The 19,410-nt window shown below is 51.7% G+C and carries 16 protein-coding genes; 9 read left to right on the top strand and 7 right to left on the bottom strand.

Annotated features, from left to right (window positions below; all coding sequences use genetic code 11):
• Positions 1-11 precede the first annotated feature (11 nt).
• Both rimI and tsaD read left to right on the top strand, forming a co-directional pair.
• Entirely contained in the window at positions 12-536 is a 525-nt protein-coding gene (rimI, locus tag CZ379_RS10785; protein WP_110931629.1) for a ribosomal protein S18-alanine N-acetyltransferase, read from the top strand.
• The gene (gene tsaD / locus CZ379_RS10790) at positions 527-1,558 is read left to right on the top strand and encodes a tRNA (adenosine(37)-N6)-threonylcarbamoyltransferase complex transferase subunit TsaD (protein ID WP_110931630.1); all 1,032 of its coding nucleotides are present in this window, start codon (positions 527-529) and stop codon (positions 1,556-1,558) included. Before rimI ends, tsaD begins: the two co-directional genes overlap by 10 nt.
• Before the next feature lie 112 nt (positions 1,559-1,670).
• On the opposite strand, the gene CZ379_RS10795 is transcribed toward tsaD, so the two are convergent.
• Positions 1,671-2,084: a bactofilin family protein gene (locus tag CZ379_RS10795; protein WP_110931631.1), complete on the bottom strand. Its 414-nt coding sequence runs from the start codon at positions 2,082-2,084 to the stop codon at positions 1,671-1,673.
• A complete protein-coding gene (locus tag CZ379_RS10800) occupies positions 2,084-3,109 on the bottom strand; it encodes a M23 family metallopeptidase (protein ID WP_110931632.1) in 1,026 nt (341 codons plus the stop codon). The genes CZ379_RS10795 and CZ379_RS10800 overlap by 1 nt, the downstream gene beginning before the upstream one ends.
• 177 nt (positions 3,110-3,286) lie before the next feature.
• Here CZ379_RS10800 and CZ379_RS10805 point away from each other — a divergent pair, with 177 nt between their 5' ends.
• Complete coding sequence (locus tag CZ379_RS10805; protein WP_199925569.1) at positions 3,287-3,556, top strand: DUF6157 family protein; 270 nt, start codon at positions 3,287-3,289, stop codon at positions 3,554-3,556.
• A 427-nt stretch (positions 3,557-3,983) separates the two neighbouring features.
• A complete protein-coding gene (locus tag CZ379_RS10810; protein WP_110931633.1) occupies positions 3,984-4,787 on the top strand; it encodes an AAC(3) family N-acetyltransferase in 804 nt (267 codons plus the stop codon).
• A gap of 312 nt (positions 4,788-5,099) precedes the next feature.
• On the opposite strand, the gene CZ379_RS10815 is transcribed toward CZ379_RS10810, so the two are convergent.
• Positions 5,100-5,951: an AraC family transcriptional regulator gene (locus CZ379_RS10815; RefSeq protein WP_110931634.1), complete on the bottom strand. Its 852-nt coding sequence runs from the start codon at positions 5,949-5,951 to the stop codon at positions 5,100-5,102.
• 195 nt (positions 5,952-6,146) lie between these two features.
• Between CZ379_RS10815 and CZ379_RS10820 the strand changes: the two genes are divergently transcribed.
• The 4 genes from CZ379_RS10820 (at position 6,147) to fucU (ending at position 10,642) form a co-directional block, all read left to right on the top strand.
• Entirely contained in the window at positions 6,147-7,943 is a 1,797-nt protein-coding gene (locus tag CZ379_RS10820; protein ID WP_110931635.1) for an L-fucose isomerase, read from the top strand.
• Between the two features lie 26 nt (positions 7,944-7,969).
• Positions 7,970-8,629 carry a class II aldolase/adducin family protein gene (locus CZ379_RS10825; RefSeq protein ID WP_110931636.1) on the top strand — a complete coding sequence of 220 codons (660 nt, stop codon included), beginning with the start codon at positions 7,970-7,972 and terminating at the stop codon, positions 8,627-8,629.
• Positions 8,630-8,644: 15 nt separating this feature from the next.
• Positions 8,645-10,150: a rhamnulokinase gene (locus CZ379_RS10830; protein WP_110931637.1), complete on the top strand. Its 1,506-nt coding sequence runs from the start codon at positions 8,645-8,647 to the stop codon at positions 10,148-10,150.
• A gap of 63 nt (positions 10,151-10,213) precedes the next feature.
• Positions 10,214-10,642 (top strand): L-fucose mutarotase, encoded by a 429-nt coding sequence (fucU, locus tag CZ379_RS10835; protein ID WP_110931638.1) that lies wholly within the window; start codon positions 10,214-10,216, stop codon positions 10,640-10,642.
• Positions 10,643-11,343: 701 nt separating this feature from the next.
• Here the strand turns inward: fucU and CZ379_RS10840 are convergent.
• The 4 genes from CZ379_RS10840 to CZ379_RS10855 all read right to left on the bottom strand — a co-directional run bounded on the left by CZ379_RS10840 (position 11,344) and on the right by CZ379_RS10855 (position 17,787).
• Entirely contained in the window at positions 11,344-14,997 is a 3,654-nt protein-coding gene (locus tag CZ379_RS10840; protein ID WP_110931639.1) for a glycosyl hydrolase 115 family protein, read from the bottom strand.
• Between the two features lie 138 nt (positions 14,998-15,135).
• The gene (locus tag CZ379_RS10845; RefSeq protein ID WP_110931640.1) at positions 15,136-15,990 is read right to left on the bottom strand and encodes an SDR family oxidoreductase; all 855 of its coding nucleotides are present in this window, start codon (positions 15,988-15,990) and stop codon (positions 15,136-15,138) included.
• A 1-nt stretch (position 15,991) separates the two neighbouring features.
• Positions 15,992-17,089, bottom strand: a complete 1,098-nt coding sequence (gene uxuA, locus CZ379_RS10850) for a mannonate dehydratase (protein WP_110931641.1) — start codon at positions 17,087-17,089, stop codon at positions 15,992-15,994.
• Positions 17,090-17,100: 11 nt separating this feature from the next.
• Positions 17,101-17,787 carry a GntR family transcriptional regulator gene (locus CZ379_RS10855; RefSeq protein ID WP_110934326.1) on the bottom strand — a complete coding sequence of 229 codons (687 nt, stop codon included), beginning with the start codon at positions 17,785-17,787 and terminating at the stop codon, positions 17,101-17,103.
• 131 nt (positions 17,788-17,918) lie between these two features.
• Between CZ379_RS10855 and uxaC the strand changes: the two genes are divergently transcribed.
• Positions 17,919-19,334, top strand: coding sequence for a glucuronate isomerase (gene uxaC / locus CZ379_RS10860; protein WP_110931642.1), 1,416 nt, complete (start codon positions 17,919-17,921; stop codon positions 19,332-19,334).
• The last annotated feature ends 76 nt before the right edge of the window (positions 19,335-19,410 follow it).

The following is a 19,410-nucleotide window of genomic DNA, read 5'->3' on the forward strand; positions in this document are numbered from 1 at the left end:
GGGATTCGGACATGGAGTCAGCAAAGTCGATACAAACGGACAAAGTGACTTTCCGTCATATGAAGCTTGAAGATATACCCGACATTATGGTCATCGAGCATGAATCCTTCACCTTGCCATGGAGCGAAGAGGCTTTCCGCAGCGAAATGACCTTGAACCATTTCGCCAAGTATTTGGTGATGGAATACGAGGAGAGTCCTATTGGTTATGCAGGGATGTGGACGGTGCTGGATGAGGCGCATATTACGAATATCGCGGTGAGGACGGCTTACCGCGGCCATCATTTGGGCGAACTGCTGTTTCGCAAAATGATTGACTGGGCTGCCGAGCTTCGCATGCGCCGGATGACGCTGGAGGTACGCGTCACGAATCATTCTGCCCAAGCCTTATATAGGAAGCTTGGATTTCATTCTGTCGGCACGCGAAAAGGATATTATTCCGATAATCATGAGGACGCGCTCATCATGTGGTGCGAGCTGCCTGTGCAGGAGCCGCAAGCAGGTGAAGAGGAAGGAAGCGAAGAAGATTGGATTTGAACCGGGATTGTTATATATTGGCGGTCGAGACGAGCTGTGATGAAACCTCGGTCGCTGTTGTGAAAAATGGAACGGAAGTGCTCTCGAATTTAATTGCCAGCCAGATCGAAACGCACCAGGCCTTTGGCGGAGTCGTACCGGAGGTTGCTTCCCGCAAGCATGTCGAGAGCATTACGCTCATGCTGGAGGGGGCGATCCAGGAGGCGGGCATTTCGCTTGAAGAGCTGTCGGCTGTCGCCGTTACGGAAGGCCCTGGCCTTGTCGGGGCGCTGCTGGTTGGAATTATGGCTGCCAAAAGCTTGGCCTTTGCTGCGGATAAGCCATTGATCGGCACACATCATATTGCCGGTCATATTTATGCGAATCGGCTTGTGCAGGAAATTCACTATCCGTCGATTGCGCTTGTCGTATCGGGCGGACACACCGAGCTTGTGCTGATGGAGCGTGAAGGAAGCTTCAAGCTCATTGGCCGTACGCGGGACGACGCTGTCGGCGAAGCGTACGACAAGGTGGCGAGAGCATTGGGTTTCCCTTATCCTGGCGGGCCGCATGTCGACAAGCTGGCTTTGGAGTCCGATACGGTTGAGGTGCTGCCGCGCGCCTGGCTGGAGCCGGATTCGTACGATTTCAGCTTCAGCGGCTTGAAGTCGGCTGTACTTAACGCAGTGAATCAACATAAGATGCGCGGTGAAGAAGGGTACGGCCCGGCCATCGCTCGCGGCTTCCAAGAATCGGTCATTGAGGTGCTGGTCGAGAAGGCAATTCGCGCGGTGCGATCCACGGGTGCGGTGCAGCTCTTGCTCTGCGGCGGAGTTGCTGCGAACCGGGGGCTGCGCACGTCACTTGCCGAGCGGTGCGCGAAGGAACGAATCGACCTTGTCATTCCGCCGCTGAAATACTGCACGGATAATGCCGCCATGATCGGGGCCGCTGCATATTTGAAGTGGAAGAACGGCGAGTTCTCCGGTTGGGAGCTTAAAGCAGAGCCCTCGCTCTCTCTGGAGAATTGGTCCGCGGAATAGAAAAGTGGGCGCGAATCGCGGGTTATCCCTAGATCAGCGCCCTTTTTATGTATAACTACTAAGTCTTCATTCACTGTGCCAAACTTAACAAGACTTCCTATCGGTTAGCCGATCAGGAGGTCTGCGACGTGGCTGCCGCTTCTTTATTTGCGCTTTCTGCGGGTTCGGACGGATTGCTCATACGGCTGCTTCCTTCAAAAATGCTGCCTTCCTCAACCGAAAGGCTGGCCACCGTAATGTTGCCATACAATTTTCCCGTTGAGGTAATCGTAAGCTTGCTCTTCGTTTGAATGTCTCCTGTCACCGTTCCGGCGATGATGACATTACGTGCGGCAATGTTGGATTTAACCCGGCCTTTCTCTCCGATCGTAACATCGCCTTTGCATTCGATATCTCCCGTAACCTGTCCTTCAATCCGGATGCTGGCATCCGATTTAATGTTGCCTTCGAAGCTGCTGCCCTCTCCTACCAGGGTATCCGTCGTATCCGGATCAAGCTTTACGGGAACCGCCTTGCTCTTGAACATTATTCATCTTCTCCCTTTTCCGGTTTAATTAGATATATTTCGGGGTCGACCATAGCTCCGTTTTCTACTACTTCAAAATGAAGATGAGGCCCTGTACTGCGCCCGGTTGAACCGAGCGTGCCGATCGCATCGCCTTGCTCCACTTCAGCGCCTTTTGTCGTAGAAATTTCATTTAAATGCAAGTAATTCGTCGATAAGCCGGATGGATGGCTGATGGTAACATAATTGCCGCGCGCAGAGCTGTATCCGGCGTCGGTCACTATCCCGTCAGCTGCGGTGTAAATAAGATCGCCGACATTGCCTTTGATATCCAGGCCGTTATGCAGTGTGAGTCTGCGGGTAAACGGATCTCTGCGCTTTCCAAACGGCGAGGTCGTCTTTAAAGAATCCGTTGGCCAAAACGTTGGCAATATGCGCATCATTTCCTTATACTCCGTCACGGCTTCCTTCGTTTGTTCTAGCCTCGTTTGCAAGGCGGGCATTTCCTTGAGAGATGCGGATATGCTCTCTTTGGTCTCCTCAATGAGGGAGGAAATATCGTTCTCGTTTAAAGGAATGAGTTCGCCGCCCATTCCTTCCATATCCAACAGCTCGCTGTCTGAATTTTCCCATGACAAAGCCGCAGCGGAGTGAATCTCGCTTCCTGATCGCTCCCCGTTCGTTATGGATTTCAGCTCTGCTTCCAGCTTCTCAAGCTCGGTCATCTTCGTCTCCAAAGTTTTGGACTTCTCCGAGAGCTCTACCAATTGAAACAGCAATCTGTCGATTTCCTGTTCCTTATCGTTGACTGTCGCTTGCAGCTGCTCTGAGGAGGTCGAGAGTTTGGTTTCCAAAGCGGCGATCTTGAAGGCATGGGAGCGGTTTAAGGTGAATAAGACTAAGGCAGTCACGAGCAAAAGAACTGCAGCGATTAAGCCGACAAGTAAATATGTGGATGTCATTCTTAGACGAAATACCGGCTGTGAGCCTTCTGGAACAACTAGAACGGTATAGCGTTGGTTCTTGCGTTTAAATCCGAGCTTCATAGCTTCCTCCTGAATCTTGTGCAATCTTAAAAGAACGCAAGACATGGGTCTTCGTTCACCAAGAGGTATTATTCGGCAAATCATACCGATAATCCTGTTGCCATAGAGAATATTATCGTAATATTTTGTGAAGAGCCGGGAAATTTGTCGAAGGTGCTGTCATATTAGCATAAGAATATGACAGCTGAGGAGCTCGAAGTGCACCGCCAGCAAATTTGGGATGTACTATTCAGTAAGCCGCATGCCTGCATGCGAGCCTCACAACTTCCGAAAAAGTATGGCTTCGGCATTCATTACGATTCTGAAGGCCGAATTGCCATCTCTGGCATGGAGACGCCCGAAAACGAGCGTTTCGTACAATCCGGCGATGAAATTACGCTGCTTAATGGAATGCGGCGTCGGCGCGGCGCGGCTAGGCAGCGGGTGCAGCGGGAACAGCGGGGATAGGTGCGAGTAGACAGCGGGAGTAAATGCGGGACTCTATATAAGTTGTTCTACCGCAGCGGCTGCAGTTCTGCCTCTTATGAGCCTCTATCAATCAAGAGAGCTGGGGGCAAAAGCGATGGTAGGAACATGTTGCGTACTTGCTCCGCATCCATTTAATTGTTTAATTTATATAAATGGATTTATAGTCGTTAGTTTTTTCGTAAAGCAGGAAAAGTAGATTTAAAATGGGTTGCATGTCGTTACGAAGAAGGATAATGGATATTCTGGGTTGAATTCTTGATTTTAGGTACAGTGAATCCATCTAATTCTCTGAAACATTCGATTGGAGTATAATTAGATACATGAATTCCATTCCCTCGTATTTTAGGAATTATGTTACGAATGCTCAATCATTCAACTTATATAGAATAGAAAAGGTGACAACACAGTGGAAGAAATAAAAGGAGAACTAATTACGGTTGCTACGCTAGAACAGGATATAAAGAAGCTCGGAGTGCAAGAGGGCATGACGCTGCTGGTGCACTCCTCGTTCAAATCACTCGGGCAATGGGTGCTTGGCGGCCCGGTATCCCTCATTCTTGCTCTGGAGAAGACGGTAGGGCTGGGCGGCACTTTGGTGATGCCAACGCATACTCCGGACTTAAGCGATCCGTCAGGATGGGGGAATCCGCCGGTTTCGGAGTCTTGGTGGGAGACGATTCGGGCAGAGATGCCCCCTTATGACGAGGCCATGACGCCGTGCGAATGGATGGGCGTGATTCCGGACACCTTCCGCAAACAGAAGGGTGTCATTCGCAGCAGCCATCCTCAGGTTTCTTTTGCAGCCTGGGGGGCGAAATCTGGTGATATCGTGAAGGATCACGATATCGACAATGGTCTTGGCGAGAGCTCGCCGCTAGCCAGAATATACGATCATCATGGTTGGGTTTTGCTGCTTGGCGTCGGACATGATTGCAACACATCCCTTCATCTATCGGAGCATCGGGCGAGCTATTCCGGCAAGAAAATGGTAGAATGCAAAGCGCCGATCACTAGGGAAGGCATACGGCAGTGGATCAGCTACACGGATCTTGATTATGAATCCGCGGACTTTGGACGTTTAGGCGTGGACTTTGAGCGTTCAGGCGGGCAGGTGCTTCGGGGACAAATCGCTGGTGCAGACGCTAGGCTTATCCCGCAGCGGCAGCTTGTGGATTATGGCGTACAATGGCTGGAGCAGCATCGCCGCTAAAACGATGTGCACGATCATCAGATCGTCTGCGGCAAGATCGAACCTCTAGGAAATAGTCGAAATAAATAGCGCCCCTGTATCGTTCAATTGAACTTATACATGGGGCGTTTGTTCATGTTTATTATGCATAGGATCCGTTGTATCCTATAGATCCGCAGCATCTTATGGAAGGGCATCGTTGACCGCCAGGGCAGGATCATAACGCTGACATCTCGTTAATAGCTAAAGCTCCTAGCGTCACGCTAGGAGCTTATTTTGGCGATGATCGTCGTTTTAGGATAAGGGCGTTGACTGTCGTGCAAGAAACTTATCTTATCGTTGGCTGTCACGGTAGGCGCTTGGCGTTTGGCCGGTGACTTTTTTGAAGAGCATGGAGAAGTATTTGTCGTTATTGTAGCCTACACTAGCCGCTACCTCATGCACCGGTGCATCGCTCTCGGCAAGCAGTCGTTTAGCTTCTTCAATCCGCCGGGTGATGAGATAATTGACGGGAGAATCGCCCAAGTCCTTTTTGAATAAACGGGATAAATAATGCTGGCTGACATAGAGGGTGTCGGCAATTTCCTTTAAGGTAATGCTTTGCGTAAAGTTGTTATCGATGAATTCTTTGGTGCGAATGGTGAGCTCGTTTTTGCCTTTCAGCGATTGGAATTGGTGCTCCGCATCAACCATGCGGTAAATGAACGTGATTAACGACATCAGTAAATTGCTGCTCAGCGTCTCGTAGCCTAAGGCCTGGGAGTCGCATTCCTGAAGCATTTCCGATAAATAGGATTCCACGCGGCTCGCATATTGTCCGCAGGAAATGACGGGCTCGACATACGGGGGCAGCAGCATACCGCTCGGTACCCCTTCGATATGCAGATTGTCTACTCCACAGTAAACTACTTTGAAGGTTCCCTGTCCATGATTGGTCGAGCGTTCCTCATGGAGGACGCCAGGGTTGTAGATCGCTACATCACCTTGCTGCAGTCCGTAGCTTTTGCCGCCGATCTGGAACTCGCCCGAACCTTCGACGATATAAATGATTTCGCAGAAATCGTGAATTTGCATGGGTGCATAGAAGGCGGACTTATCGACGACTTGTCCGGCGTAGAGAAGCTCGGGAATTTTTTTGAAACGGAATCGATCGCTCTTGTTGTAAGGGATTTCAATTTTCGTCATTTGCCGTCCCTCCAGAACCGAATATTATCTACTATTATATAACAGGGCGCGAAGAGGTACATCATCTTCTGGCGGGTACAACAGGTATACAATATTGATCGATATGGGCGGAAAAAGAACAAAATAGTAGGTTATCTTCCTTCCCTTCCCTCATTAGAATAGGGGTATATTCTATGACGAATTGGAGGGACAACAATGACTTCACTTGAAAGCGATTACAGATGGCGCGACGGGTTTCCAACGATCGGGATTCGTCCGACGATTGATGGTAGAAGGAGAGGGGTACGCGAATCACTGGAAGAGCAGACGATGAATCTGGCCAAAGCGGTAGCTGCCATGCTAACGGAGCAACTTCGCTATCCCGACGGCACTCCCGTGAAGTGCGTTATCGCCGATACCTGCATAGGCGGGGTAGCCGAAGCGGCAGCGGCTGCAAAAAAATTCAAAAACGCCGAGGTCGGCTTGACGATTACGGTTACCCCCTGCTGGTGCTATGGAACGGAGACGATGGATACTGAACCTGCACTTCCCAAGGCAGTGTGGGGCTTTAACGGAACAGGGCGACCAGGCGCAGTGTATTTGGCGGCCGTCCTGTCCGCCCATGCTCAGAAGGGGCTGCCGGCGTTCGGCATCTACGGGGAGGATGTACAGGACGAGGGAGACAATGCGATTCCAGCGGATGTGCAGGAGAAACTGCTGCGCTTCGCCAAGGCAGGGCTGGCCGCGGCGATGATGAAAGGCAAGGCTTATCTATCAATGGGATCGGTATCGATGGGGATCGCAGGCTCAATGGTGGATGATGGTTTCTTTCAGGAATACTTGGGCATGCGCAATGAATACATCGATATGAGCGAATTTACACGGCGTATAAATGAAGGAATATTTGACCCAAGCGAATATGAGCGGGCGCTGGCCTGGACAAAGAAATCCTGCAAGGAGGGTATGGACAATAATCCAGAGCAGCTGCAGTCGTCCCGTGAACGCAAGGATCAAGAGTGGGAGACGGTCGTGAAAATGACGCTCATTGCCCGCGACCTGATGATCGGAAATCCGCGGCTTGCCGAGCTGGGCTTCGAAGAGGAAGCTCAGGGCCACCATGCGATTGTCTCTGGATTCCAGGGGCAGCGGCAGTGGACAGATCATTTTCCGAATGGGGATTTTATGGAGACGCTGCTTAATTCCTCTTTCGATTGGAACGGCAGGCGTTCACCTTATATTATCGCTACAGAGAACGACAGCCTGAATGGGGTCAGCATGCTGTTTGGCTACTTGCTGACAAATACGGCGCAGATTTTTGCCGATGTGAGAACGTATTGGAGTCCGGCTTCGGTGGAACGGGTTACGGGCTATAAGCTGGAAGGACAAGCGGAGAATGGAATTCTCCATTTGATCAATTCGGGATCGGCTGCTTTGGACGGAACGGGAGAGCAGATGAAGCAGGGGCAGCCAGTGATCAAGCCCCATTGGGAAATCGACAATGAAGAAGTAGAGCAAATGCTTGCAGCGACGCAGTGGCGCCCGGCCTCGCTCGAGTATTTCCGGGGAGGCGGCTTCTCCACCGACTATTTGACGCGTGGCGGGATGCCGATGACGATGGCTCGGATCAATCTCGCCAAGGGGCTGGGCCCGGCACTGCAAATTGCCGAAGGATATTCCGTCGATCTGCCACAGCATGTGCATGACACGCTGGATCGTCGAACCGACCCGACTTGGCCGACGACCTGGTTTGCGCCGAACCTGACGGGCACCGGAGCCTTCACGAGCGTTTATAGCGTGATGGACAATTGGGGTGCCAATCACGGCGTGATCAGCTACGGACATATTGGCGCTGATTTAATCACGCTGGCGTCGATCCTGCGTATTCCGGTCAGCATGCATAATGTTCCACCAGAGCAAATATTCCGGCCCCGGGCATGGGGATTATTCGGTACGGAAAGCGCCGAGAATGCGGATTATCGGGCTTGCGCCAATTTTGGGCCGCTTTACAAATAGCAAATGGGAATGGAGAGGAGAGCTGCATGATTAATATGGATACGCGAAATGAGTTGTGCAAATATGCCCGCAAAATCGTGGATAGCGGGCTCGTCGTTGGCCCCGGCGGCAACATTAGCGCCCGGGCGGGAGACAAAATGTACTTGTCTCCCAGCGGTTTTGCCTTAGAGGAAGTCGAACCCGAGCAGTGGATCGAAGTCGATATCCCTACTGGCGAGATTACCGAGATCGGCCTGCGCCCGTCTTCAGAGGTGCTGATGCATTTATACGGATATCGGCAAAAACCGGATATGGGGGCCATGGTTCATACGCATCCTCCTTATTGCATTGCCTTTACCTTAGTTGAGCAGAAGCTGCCGATCATGTTTCCCGATCAGGCGGCATTAGTCGGCAGCACCGCATATATCCCCTACTTGATCCCGACGACGGATTTACTGGCAGAAGCCGTAGCTGACAAGGTCAATGAAGCCAGCTCGATTCTTCTTGGCAACCATGGACTAGTTACGACGGGACGTAATTTGCGAGAAGCTTACTATCGAACCCAGGTCGTAGAGGAAAGTGCAAAGATATATTTAAGCGCGAGAGCGGCGGGAACTCCGGCTCCGCTTACCGACCAAGAGGTTGCGGATATCGCTGCACTGGAGAGTGAGGACTACCGGATTCAACTGCTGCAAAAAATGAAATGAGCGGGTGGTGATATCGTGAGTTTAACTCCATGCGTCTTGGCTTTTGATTTAGGAGCCAGCAGCGGCAGGGCGCTGATCGGTGAGCTTGTCAGGGAGGAGAGCGGACATCCAGGCAGACTGAACATTACGGAAATTCACCGATTTGCGAATACCCCGGTACAAATCGGCGATCATTTGCACTGGAATATCGCGATGCTGCTGCAGGAGATCAAGTACGCGATACGGCAAGCATTTCAGGCTGGTTATAAGCCGGTGAGCTGCGGGATGGATACATGGGGCGTGGATTTTGGCCTGTTGGATCATAACGGCGAATTGCTGGGCCTGCCCTATCATTACCGGGATCGCCAGACCGAGGGGCTGGTGGAGGAAGTGTCCGCGCTTATTGGGAAGGAGCGGTTGTTTCGGGAGAGCGGACTGCAATTTATGCCTTTTAATACGCTATATCAGCTCTATGCAATGAAAAAATCGGGCTCCCCCAAGCTGAAGCTGGCGCAAACCCTGCTGCTGACCCCGGATTTGCTTAATTATTTCCTGACCGGGCGGAGAATCTGCGAATTTACCATGGCAACGACCACACAGCTCTATGATCCAGTGAAGGGGGCTTGGAACGTCCCGTTAATGGAGCAGCTTGGATTGCCTGCAGAAATCCTTCCAGCGCTTGTATACCCTGGGACTGTCATTGGAGAGCTGACCGAGGCTTTATGCGCCGAACTGGATGTGCCTCCGCTCAAAGTTGTGGCGGTGGCTTCGCATGATACGGAATCGGCTGCGGTGGCGGTGCCTTCTTCCTCCATGCCCTTGGCCTATCTTGTCAGTGGAACATGGTCGCTGCTTGGAACGCCAATGGAACGGCCGTTGCTCGATCCCGCAGTACTTGAGCTGCAGTTCTCGAATGAGGGCGGAGCAGGTGGCAGCTATCACTTATTGAAAAATATAATGGGGCTGTGGATTCTTCAGGAGTGCAGGCGGAAATGGGAGCTGGCGAGGAACTCGTATTCCTATTCCGACCTTGGGCTGCTGGCGGAGGCAGCACCCCCATTCCGCTGTTTTATCGACCCGGACGATCTTCGTTTTATGAATCCGGCAGATATGCCTAAGGAAATAATCGACTATTGCCGGGAGACCGGGCAGGTAGAGCCGCGAAGCGATGGAGAGATCGTCCGCTGCGTCATGGAGAGTCTGGCCCTGCGCTACCGCCAGGTGCTTGAGCAGGCCGAGAGGCTGACCGGCGTGGGCTTCAAGGGGCTGCATATGGTCGGCGGCGGCATTCAAAATGAGCTGCTATGCCAGTTTACGGCGAATGCTCTTGAACGTCCCGTATGGACAGGGCCGATTGAAGCCAGTGCGATCGGGAACATGCTTGTACAATTGCAGGCAGGGGGTTATATTCGGAATATGGAGGAAGGGAGTGCAGTCGTGAAGGCTACATTTCCGCTGCAAGTATATGAACCAGAGGGTCGAAGTGAATGGGCGGAGGCCTACGAAAAGTATAGCGGTCTAGCTTCCCGGGCTGTACATTGATTATGGAATGGCATTCATAGGGCTCATATCAATTATAACGACAAGTTTGGAGGGCTTACTTGCATGTTAAAAGGAATTTCGAGCCTGATCTCGCCGGATCTGATCAAAGTGCTGATGGAGATGGGACACTCGGATGAAATCGTGTTTGCCGACGCTAATTTTCCGGCAGCGAGCCATGCCCAGCGCTTGGTTCGCTGCGACGGTCATGGCATTGCCGAGCTGCTGGAGGCGATATTGCCGTTGTTCCCCTTGGACGTGTACGTGGATCGGCCTGTAACGTTGATGGCCGTAACTCCAGGCGACGGCGTGAAGACTCCGATTTGGGACAGGTACCGGAAAATCGTGGAGGGTTATCATTCCGGGGCCGACGCTTTCGAGGAAATGGAGCGGTTTGCTTTTTACGAGAGAGCAAAGCAGGCCTATGCGATTGTATCTACCGGGGAGCGGGCATTGTATGCGAACATCATTCTGAAAAAGGGCGTCGTCATTTAAAGTGGTCATATCCATCATCATGTCGCTGATCAGGTCGTTACATTATGTAAGTATATTAGGTGAGTGCATTATGGCAGTTACCCTGCCAGCATCATATTAAACGATCGTATCAACTATATAAAGTTGAACAAATATTTAGGCTATATGGCTAATGCCTAAACCATTTTGATCTCTCGACCGCAAACCTTAGCCTTTGTACTAAATGGAATTTAGGTATCTGAATATTCCCTAAACGAATGTTTCAAGGGATTAGATGGAATTTATGTACCTAAGATCATGAAACCAGCCCATGATTGGGCACTTCCCTTCTTCTAGTGACATTGAAATCCATTTATATAAGTTGAACATCAAGATGAATGTGAGGCAAGTACGCAAAGTATTCCTGTGATCGCTGTTGTTCTCAGACTTCTTGGGTGATATAGATTTCCTGGATTCTATAGGTTCATAATAGGTGGAAATCCGCTCACAAAGGCGACCAGAGGCGACCCGCAAGTAATTTGCTTCCACAGCCGCTTTCTTTCAGGAAAAAACGGGCCTGACCCAGCAGTCGGTTGTCACTGACTTTCCAGGTAGCCGCTCGATTTCTTTAGACATCATTTTATCTCTTGCCTCATCCCAACCTTTAGTTCATCTTATAATAGAAATAGCTGCGGGTAAGCCCGGCAGCTATTTCTTCTGCAAATCGTATATATATGATTATATTAAAGCTTCCAGTTCGAGCGATAAGTCCGCGTGATGCCGTCATAGGTTATGGCAAGCTTCAGCTTGTAGCCGGAAGGGGCTTCGCGGCTGCTGCTTGAGGCCTTGTTATGATTCGGCGCCTTGCTAGAATGAAAGGCTTCGTTCCTGGCAAAGGACTGGCCATTGTCGCGGAACTCCTGATCATAAGCGGACAGATCGCCGCTCTGCTGCGAATCGGCGAGGCAGATGCGCTGAACCTCTTCACCGCCACGCGGCACCGTACCGGTTACAGTCGCCTCATCCAGCAGGTGGTCGTCCTCGCTGTAGAGCGAGACGTTAAGCGCATATCGGCAGCTATAGCGCTCATCGATGCCGAGCAGGCCGACTTGGACTACCAGCGGCTTCTGCGGAAGCAGGCCGCCGCGCTGCAGCGATGGCCGAACACGCAACTGATCCGATGCAATGAGCTCCAACTGCATCTCCCCGTTCAGGGCGCGGCAGCTTTCGGCCGTAAACTGCAGCGAATGCCGACCGGCCTGAAGCGGAATATGGTCTGCAACGTAACGCAGAGAGCCTGATTCATGCTCAGCCGGTCTTAGGCATATCGGCCCCGGCAGCTCGCGTCCGTCGATGCTGAGCCGGAGCATTGGCTTGTCTCCGGGCTTTACGATGGCCGCAAGCTTCAGCGTGTACAGGCCGCTCTGCTGTACAAAGATATCCAGCTTCTCCTCGGGAGAGGTGCAGCAGCCGCCTAGAACGCCCGGTATGATGAACGGATCGAAGCATTCCTGCTCTACCGCTTGCGCCGACCATGCTGCCGTTCCGGCAGGCAGCCCGTTATAATAGCTTTCCGGCGGGCCGAGCAGGCTCGGCTTCTGACCCCCGGTATCGATGACGATCTTTTGCAGGACGACGATCGGATCAATCATCCATATCCGCAGCGTATGATAGCCCGCCTGCTCGATCCGGTGCTGCGTTATTGCTGTGCGGATATTGTAAATAACGCTTTGCTCCCAATCGCGTTCGTGGAATCCGCCGTCCGGCATCTTGGCGATCAGCTCCGCAATTTGCACAGGTTCGTCATCGAAGGAAACGCCGATCCGCAGTCCTCGGCCGGGAACAAAGTCGATGGACGGAGCGGCATATAGCGTAACGCCGACCTCTCCGGTGCTCGTCATGTACACGGGGTATTCAAGGCTTGGCGAACTCTCGGCATCCGGCTGCTCCACACTAGACGCAGTTACCGGGAACACGGCTACTGAGGATAAGGTGCGGCCATAGCCTGCAATGACCTGCCATTTCGCATCGCCTGCACTGCGACTTACAGAATAATGCTCAGCCTCGATGGAGATCACCCCGTTCGTCTCGATGTGACCGACCAGCGTTTCCCGAGTCGGCTCGGCGGGATGGAACAAGGTGACCTGAGCCGTCACCTCTTCTCCAGTTGGGCCGCTTATGACAATCTCACCCTGAATCTCATTTCCAATGGGTGCGCTGTCCCAGTCAATATCGACCCAAATCCGCTTCTGTGTTACGATTTCTCCTGCGGACAGAGAGAGTGTTATCCAGGGAACCGAGGCCAGTGCGCGGAAGGTGAAGGGCTCTGTTCCTTTGTTGAAAACATCGATGTACCTTGCCTCACGGGTAAAGCTGTTGAAGGTGGGCAGCTTGCATACCGAATTGGCATTCGGCCAGGCATCGGCCGAGCCTTCCACGGCGACGCCCATCTCAAAGAATTCCTGCGCGGCGACCGTGCCCGTCTCCGGCATAGCGTTTACCGGCGGCTGATTCCAGTAGGTGTACCCGATATGGGTCTGATCCATTAGGTGATCCCATTTGCCCTGCGAGAGCATTTTGTTGTAGGCCAAAGTGAGCTCGCGATCCGCTTCAAAGATCAATTCCGCTTCCCGGGCAGCGATATTTGCCATCCTTCTTCCTTGCCGGGCATACAGACGGCTTCGCGCAGCCTGTAGATGAAGCTCCAACATTTGCGCGGAGGCTTGAACTGGATACAGCGCTAATTGGAAAAAGGCGTTTCGCAGCGGTTCTGGCAGTATTTTATAAAGCTGATCAGCTTTATTGGCGAGAGTCGACAATTCCGCGATTGCTTGTTCTGCTTCTTTATAGTCCGTCAGGCTATAGAGCTCTACGGCGTTTAAAAGCTCGGGCTTGATTCTGCCGTTGAATTTCGTGTAGCCCGTCAAGATTTCGCCAACCGCTTCGCCGTACTTAGCGCCAAATTGCCGCTTCGCCCACTCCACCGTACTTTCCCCGGCATTATCCTTTGTAAATTGCGACATATCCCAGGCCATGCGCAGAAAATATTCCATCGGGAATTCCAGCGGCTTCAAATCGCCGACATTCACGATCCAAATGCGGTCGGCGCCGTATTCATAGGCTTTGTGCATTTGCTCCCAAATCTTTGGAATAGGTACGGTGTTGATCCATTTATAGGAACGCGGGCCCCCGACGTAATCAAGGTGGTAATAGATGCCCGCTCCCCCGGAACGTTCACGTTCCTCTGGGGTAGGAACACGCCTCAGGTTGCCATGGTTGTCGTCCGACCATAGCAGAGTAATATCGTCCGGTACCCTCATGCCGTGCTCGTAATAATCTTGTACTTCCTTATATAGCGCCCACAGTTGAGGAACCTCGGCTGCATTCGCGCCCGTTTGCTCGGCAATGATCTTCCGCTGGTCGCTGACGATCTTCTCCAGGAGAATGATTTTCTCTTCAAAAGACAGATGGCCGCCCATCGCCTCGTCTCCGTCGCCGCGCATGCCGAGGGTGACCATGCTCTCGTAATCCCGGCTTCGTCGAATACCTTCCTCCCAGAAGCGATAAAGCACCTCTTCGTTTATGGAATAATCCCATGGGCCCTCTTTATGCTTCTTCCAGTCTCCATGCGGCCGCATCATCGGCTCGTGATGGGAGGTTCCGATGACAATGCCGTATCGATCGGCAATCTCGGCATTCAACGGATCATCCTCGTAGAATGTGTTATCCCACATCGCGGGCCATAAATAATTCGCTTTCAATCGGAGCAGCAGTTCGAATACTTTTTCATAAAATTCATGGGTGAAATCCCGGTAATTCGCCCGAACCCATGCCATGAGAGACGGTCCCTCGTCATTGAGAAAAATCCCCCGGTATTTCACAGAAGGTTCTCCCTGCTTATAAGTACCGGGCGTAACGTAAAGAGCATCGTGCCGGACAGCAGGAACGTCCGCCCACCAGTACCAGGGCGATACCCCGATTTTTTCCGAGACATCATAGATGCCGAAGATCGTACCCCGTTTGTCGCTTCCAGCGATGACAAGCCCCTGCTTGATGCCGGGCAAAGGATCGGCAACTGTCTGTATGACGAAAGATTCCCATTTGCCCTTGACCCCGCTTGCATTCAGCTTGCCCTCGGCGATCAATGCATCGACAATTGGGCTCTTTCCGATAGTTCCGACGATAACGGTATGTCCGGACAGCAGCTTGTCATCATGGGTGAGCTTAGGGCAGAAGCCAGCCACCCGCCCGATATCCGCCTGAAGATCATTGGCGGCTCGAACGACTCCGGCATGATCTTCGGCGGATACGTAAATATCTGCGGATTCTCCTTCATGGACGAGACGAAAGTCGCCATCACCGCTGGATTGCTGAACAACATAATTTTTGCTGAACATGATATTCCCCCTGATGGAAATGGTTTTCATCCGTATACGGAATTTGATTCAGTATATAAGATCCCCACATTTATCCGGCAGTTTTAGGAACAACATGTTTAATTGCATGGGGAAGATGCTATAGTTTTCAAAGTCTGCTTACACTCCAGAGTAGGCCATGAAGCCGCCATCAACAGGGATAACGGTTCCGGTCACAAATCCGGACGTATCCGCATCAGCCAGCCAAAGCAGTGTACCGAGCAGATCTTCCGGCACGCCGAAGCGGCGCATAGGCGTATGTGTAATGATCTTGCTGGAACGTTCGGTCAATGATCCATTCTCATTCGTTAGCAGGTTGCGATTCTGCTCTGTCAGGAAGAAACCGGGCGCAATCGCGTTGACGCGGATGCCGGATTCCGCCAAATGCACGGCGAGCCATTGCGTAAAGTTGTTGATCGCCGCTTTCGCTGCGCTATAGGCCGGAACTTTGGTCATCGGGCATGGCGCGCTCATCGAAGAGATATTCAGTACGACAGCGCCGGGACGGCCAATCATCGCTTTGGCGAAAATTTGCGTCGGAATCAGCGTACCGACAAAATTCAAATCAAATACCGTTCTTACGCCGGGAATGCTCAAGTCAAAGAAGGTCGTGATGTCCGAATTCGTCAAATCCTCAGGGCGAAAAATTTCATTCGTCGTATTGGCGCTAGGCTGATTGCCGCCTGCCCCGTTGATGAGAATGTCGCAAGGGCCGAAATGCTCCTGGACGGTCTTCTCCGCTTCGCGGACGCTGGTCTCGTCGGTCACATCGCAGGCGACCGCGATCGCCTCGCCGCCGCTGGCTTTAATCGCAGCGACAACCTCATCGCCTTTTTCTTTAGTACGGTTAAGAATGGCGATCTTCACTCCCTGTCGGGCAAGCTCCTGCGCCATGGCACGGCAAAGGACGCCCGAGCCTCCGGTAATAACGGCGGTTTTCCCCTCAAGGGAAGAATGCTTAGGCAAGGCACACATGTTAGTTTCCCTCCCCGGAGCTTGCGTTAGGGGACTTTACCAGTTGTCTCGAATAGGCATCCCATAATCCCCATAAGTACATAATGCCGAGGGCGCGGTCATACAGCCCGTATCCTGGACGGCATTGCTCTCCCCAAATATGTCTGCCGTGGTCAGGCCGGCAGTAGCCTGTGAAATCGGTGTCAAAATACGCTTTTACAACACCGCTGATGTCAACCGTACCGTCGGAGGTTTTGTGGGAAGTTTCGATGAAATCCCCGTTTTCCATGACGCGTACATTACGGATATGCGTGAACGGAATCCGCCCCTCGAATTCATGGATCATCGAGATAATGTCATTGCTAGGCTTGGCCCCAAGCGAGCCGGTGCATAGCGTAATGCCGTTTGCCGGGCTGTCATGCAGCGATAGTAAGCGACGGAAGCCAGCCTGATCGTTCAAAATCCGCGGCAGTCCGAAGATCGAAAACGGCGGGTCATCCGGATGGACAGCCATTAGAATCCCGTTTTTCTCGGCGACGGGAACGATTTTGTCAAGGAAGTACTTAAGATTGTCCCACAGATCCTCCTCCGTGACGTCCTTATATGCCTCGAATAAGGTGGTCAGATGCGCCAGCCGTTCAGGCTCCCAGCCCGGCATTGTAAGATCGCTGTTCTGGTTAATGATTTTTACAAGATCGAACGGATCTACTCCGTGTATTTTATCCTTTTCGAAGAACAGGGCGGTCGAGCCGTCTTCCAGCTCTTTGAATAAATCTGTTCTCGCCCAATCGAAAATTGGCATGAAATTGTAGCAAATAACCTTGACGCCGATTTGGGCCAGGTTCTCGATGGTGCGAATGTAATTTTCGATATATTGATCCCGGGTAGGAAGCCCGAGCTTAATATCCTCGTGGATGTTCACGCTCTCGACGACTTCCGTATGCAAGCCGTGCTTGCTGGCTAAGTCGCGAACTTCCTTAATCCGTTCGAGCGGCCATACTTCCCCGGCGGGCACATCATGAAGTGCCCAAACAATACCTTCTGTTCCAGGGATTTGTTTGATTTGATCCAGCGTAACTGTGTCATTGTTCTCGCCGAACCAGCGAAATACCATACGCATGCCTTCACCGCCTAATTAATTTTTGTTTGGTTATTGAAATAATCGGGAAACTTCTCCTGCAGCAAGCCCAAATTATAAATACTGAGAGCTAGATGCTTCTGCATCAGGCGATCTGCCAAGGCTTCATCCTGTTGGCAAATCGCTTCATACATCTCGCGATGCTGCTCGTACAAATGCTCCCAATGGGGGTCGGTTCTCATCCATAGGATGCGGCTCCGGTTCAAATGGGCATTCATTTGTTGAATGACGCCCCAGGTGCCAAGCTTGTTCACCCCTTCGAACAAGATCCGGTGAAAATGTTCATCCAGCTCGAACATCGCCATCCCATCATGCTTTATTAGGGATTCATGCTGAAGCGACAAGTTGTTGCCGAGCTCAGTGAGAAGCTCCTTGGGGAATTGCTTGCAGGCCAGCCGAACCACTGCCCGTTCCAACTGTTCCCGCATGAATTGGGCTTCGAGAACGAGGTCAGGGTCAATCAGGGACACCCGCGTACCGCGCTGTGGAAGCACCACCACCAGTCCTTCCTGGGCAAGCCGGACAAAGCTTTCCCTCACAGGAGTGCGGCTCACGTTAAAAGTGATCGACACTTCCTTCTCGGATAACGTGGTTCCCGGGGGCAGCTCCATATTGACAATTTGCTTCTTTAATTCGTAATAAACGGTATTCCCAGCCGATTCTTGCATGGGAGGATTCATTCCTCTCAATCGATCACCTCCTTACTTCTTCCATACTACCACACTTGTATGGTAGTATGGAACTGAATATTCATCAAGATTTATCATAGTGAAATAGGAAGAAAGAGTATAATCTATCAGGGGGACGGAGCATGAAACACTTTTATACGGAGAATTTACTGCTTACAAGCAATAGTGCAAAGAAGCTTTACTTTGAATATGCATCAGAAATGCCTATATATGACTACCATAACCATTTGAATCCGGCGGATGTGGCGGCGAATAAACAGTTTCGCAATTTGACGGAGCTGTGGTTAGACGGGGACCATTATAAATGGCGGGCGATGCGCTGGCTAGGCATCGATGAATCACTCATTACAGGGAAGGCCGGCGACAGGGAGAAGTTTTTGGCTTGGGCCCGCGCGGTTCCACGGCTCGTGGGCAATCCGCTGTATCATTGGAGCCACTTGGAACTGGCTCGTTATTTCGGCATCGAAGAGCGGCTGAGCGAAGAGAATGCTGAAGAGATCTGGGAGCGCTGCAACGAACAGCTGAAGGACAAATCGCTTCACGCGGCAGGCATATTGCAGCAGTTCGATGTTCGGGTCGCATGCACGACGGATGATCCGGCGGACGACTTGGCGGCGCATGGACAAATCAAGAGCAGCGCCGACATTAAAGCTCAAGTACTGCCGACCTTTAGACCAGATCGGGCTTTGAATGCCGCTGCCCCTGAGTTCATGGAATATGTGCTGAAATTGGGCCGGGCGGCTGACTGTACGATTACGAGCTATACCGAGCTTCTAGCAGCTTTGAAGAAGAGGGTTGAATATTTCCATGAAAGCGGCTGTCGCTTGTCCGATCACGGCTTCGGAGCATTTCCTTTTGAGCGGGCCACGGAGCGAGAGGTTGCGGTTGTTTTTGCTAAAGCGGTTCAAGGCGAAAGGCTGACGGAATTAGAGGAAAGCCGTTACCGGACATATACGCTCCTCCGCTTGGCTGAAATGTATTATGACCGTGGATGGGCCATGCAGCTGCATATCGGGGCGATTCGTAACAACAACGCCCGTATGATGGATACAATCGGCAAAGATAGCGGATATGATTCAATTCTCGATTTTCATATGGCCGCGTCTTTAAATGCCTTTTTAAATGAATTGGAGCTTGCGAACAAGCTGCCGAAGACTATCGTTTATAGTCTGTATCCCTATCATTATGAAATGCTTGCTACAACGATCGGCAATTTCCAATCCGGCGAAAGTGTTGGCAAGCTCCAGCTCGGCTCAGCCTGGTGGTTCCATGATCAGAAGGAAGGAATGATGCAGCAGTTGAAAGCGTTATCCTCCATAGGGGTCATCAGCACCTTTGTAGGCATGTTGACGGATTCGCGCAGTTTTATGTCCTTTCCAAGGCATGAATATTTTAGGCGCGTGTTATGCCGCTTATTCGGGGAATGGATCGAAGAGGGGGAACTGCCCGCCGATTATGATTATATTGGAGGAATCGTGCAGGACATTTGCTATCGCAACGCGGTTCGTTATTTTGGAATATCGGTAATAGAACAGTAGAACAGGGAGTAGTAGATATATAATAAAATGAACATCACTTGTCGGCTGCTGCCAATGCAGCCGGCAAAGGAGGAGG

The organism is Paenibacillus bouchesdurhonensis (genome assembly GCF_900155685.1).
Taxonomy (GTDB): domain Bacteria; phylum Bacillota; class Bacilli; order Paenibacillales; family Paenibacillaceae; genus Fontibacillus; species Fontibacillus bouchesdurhonensis.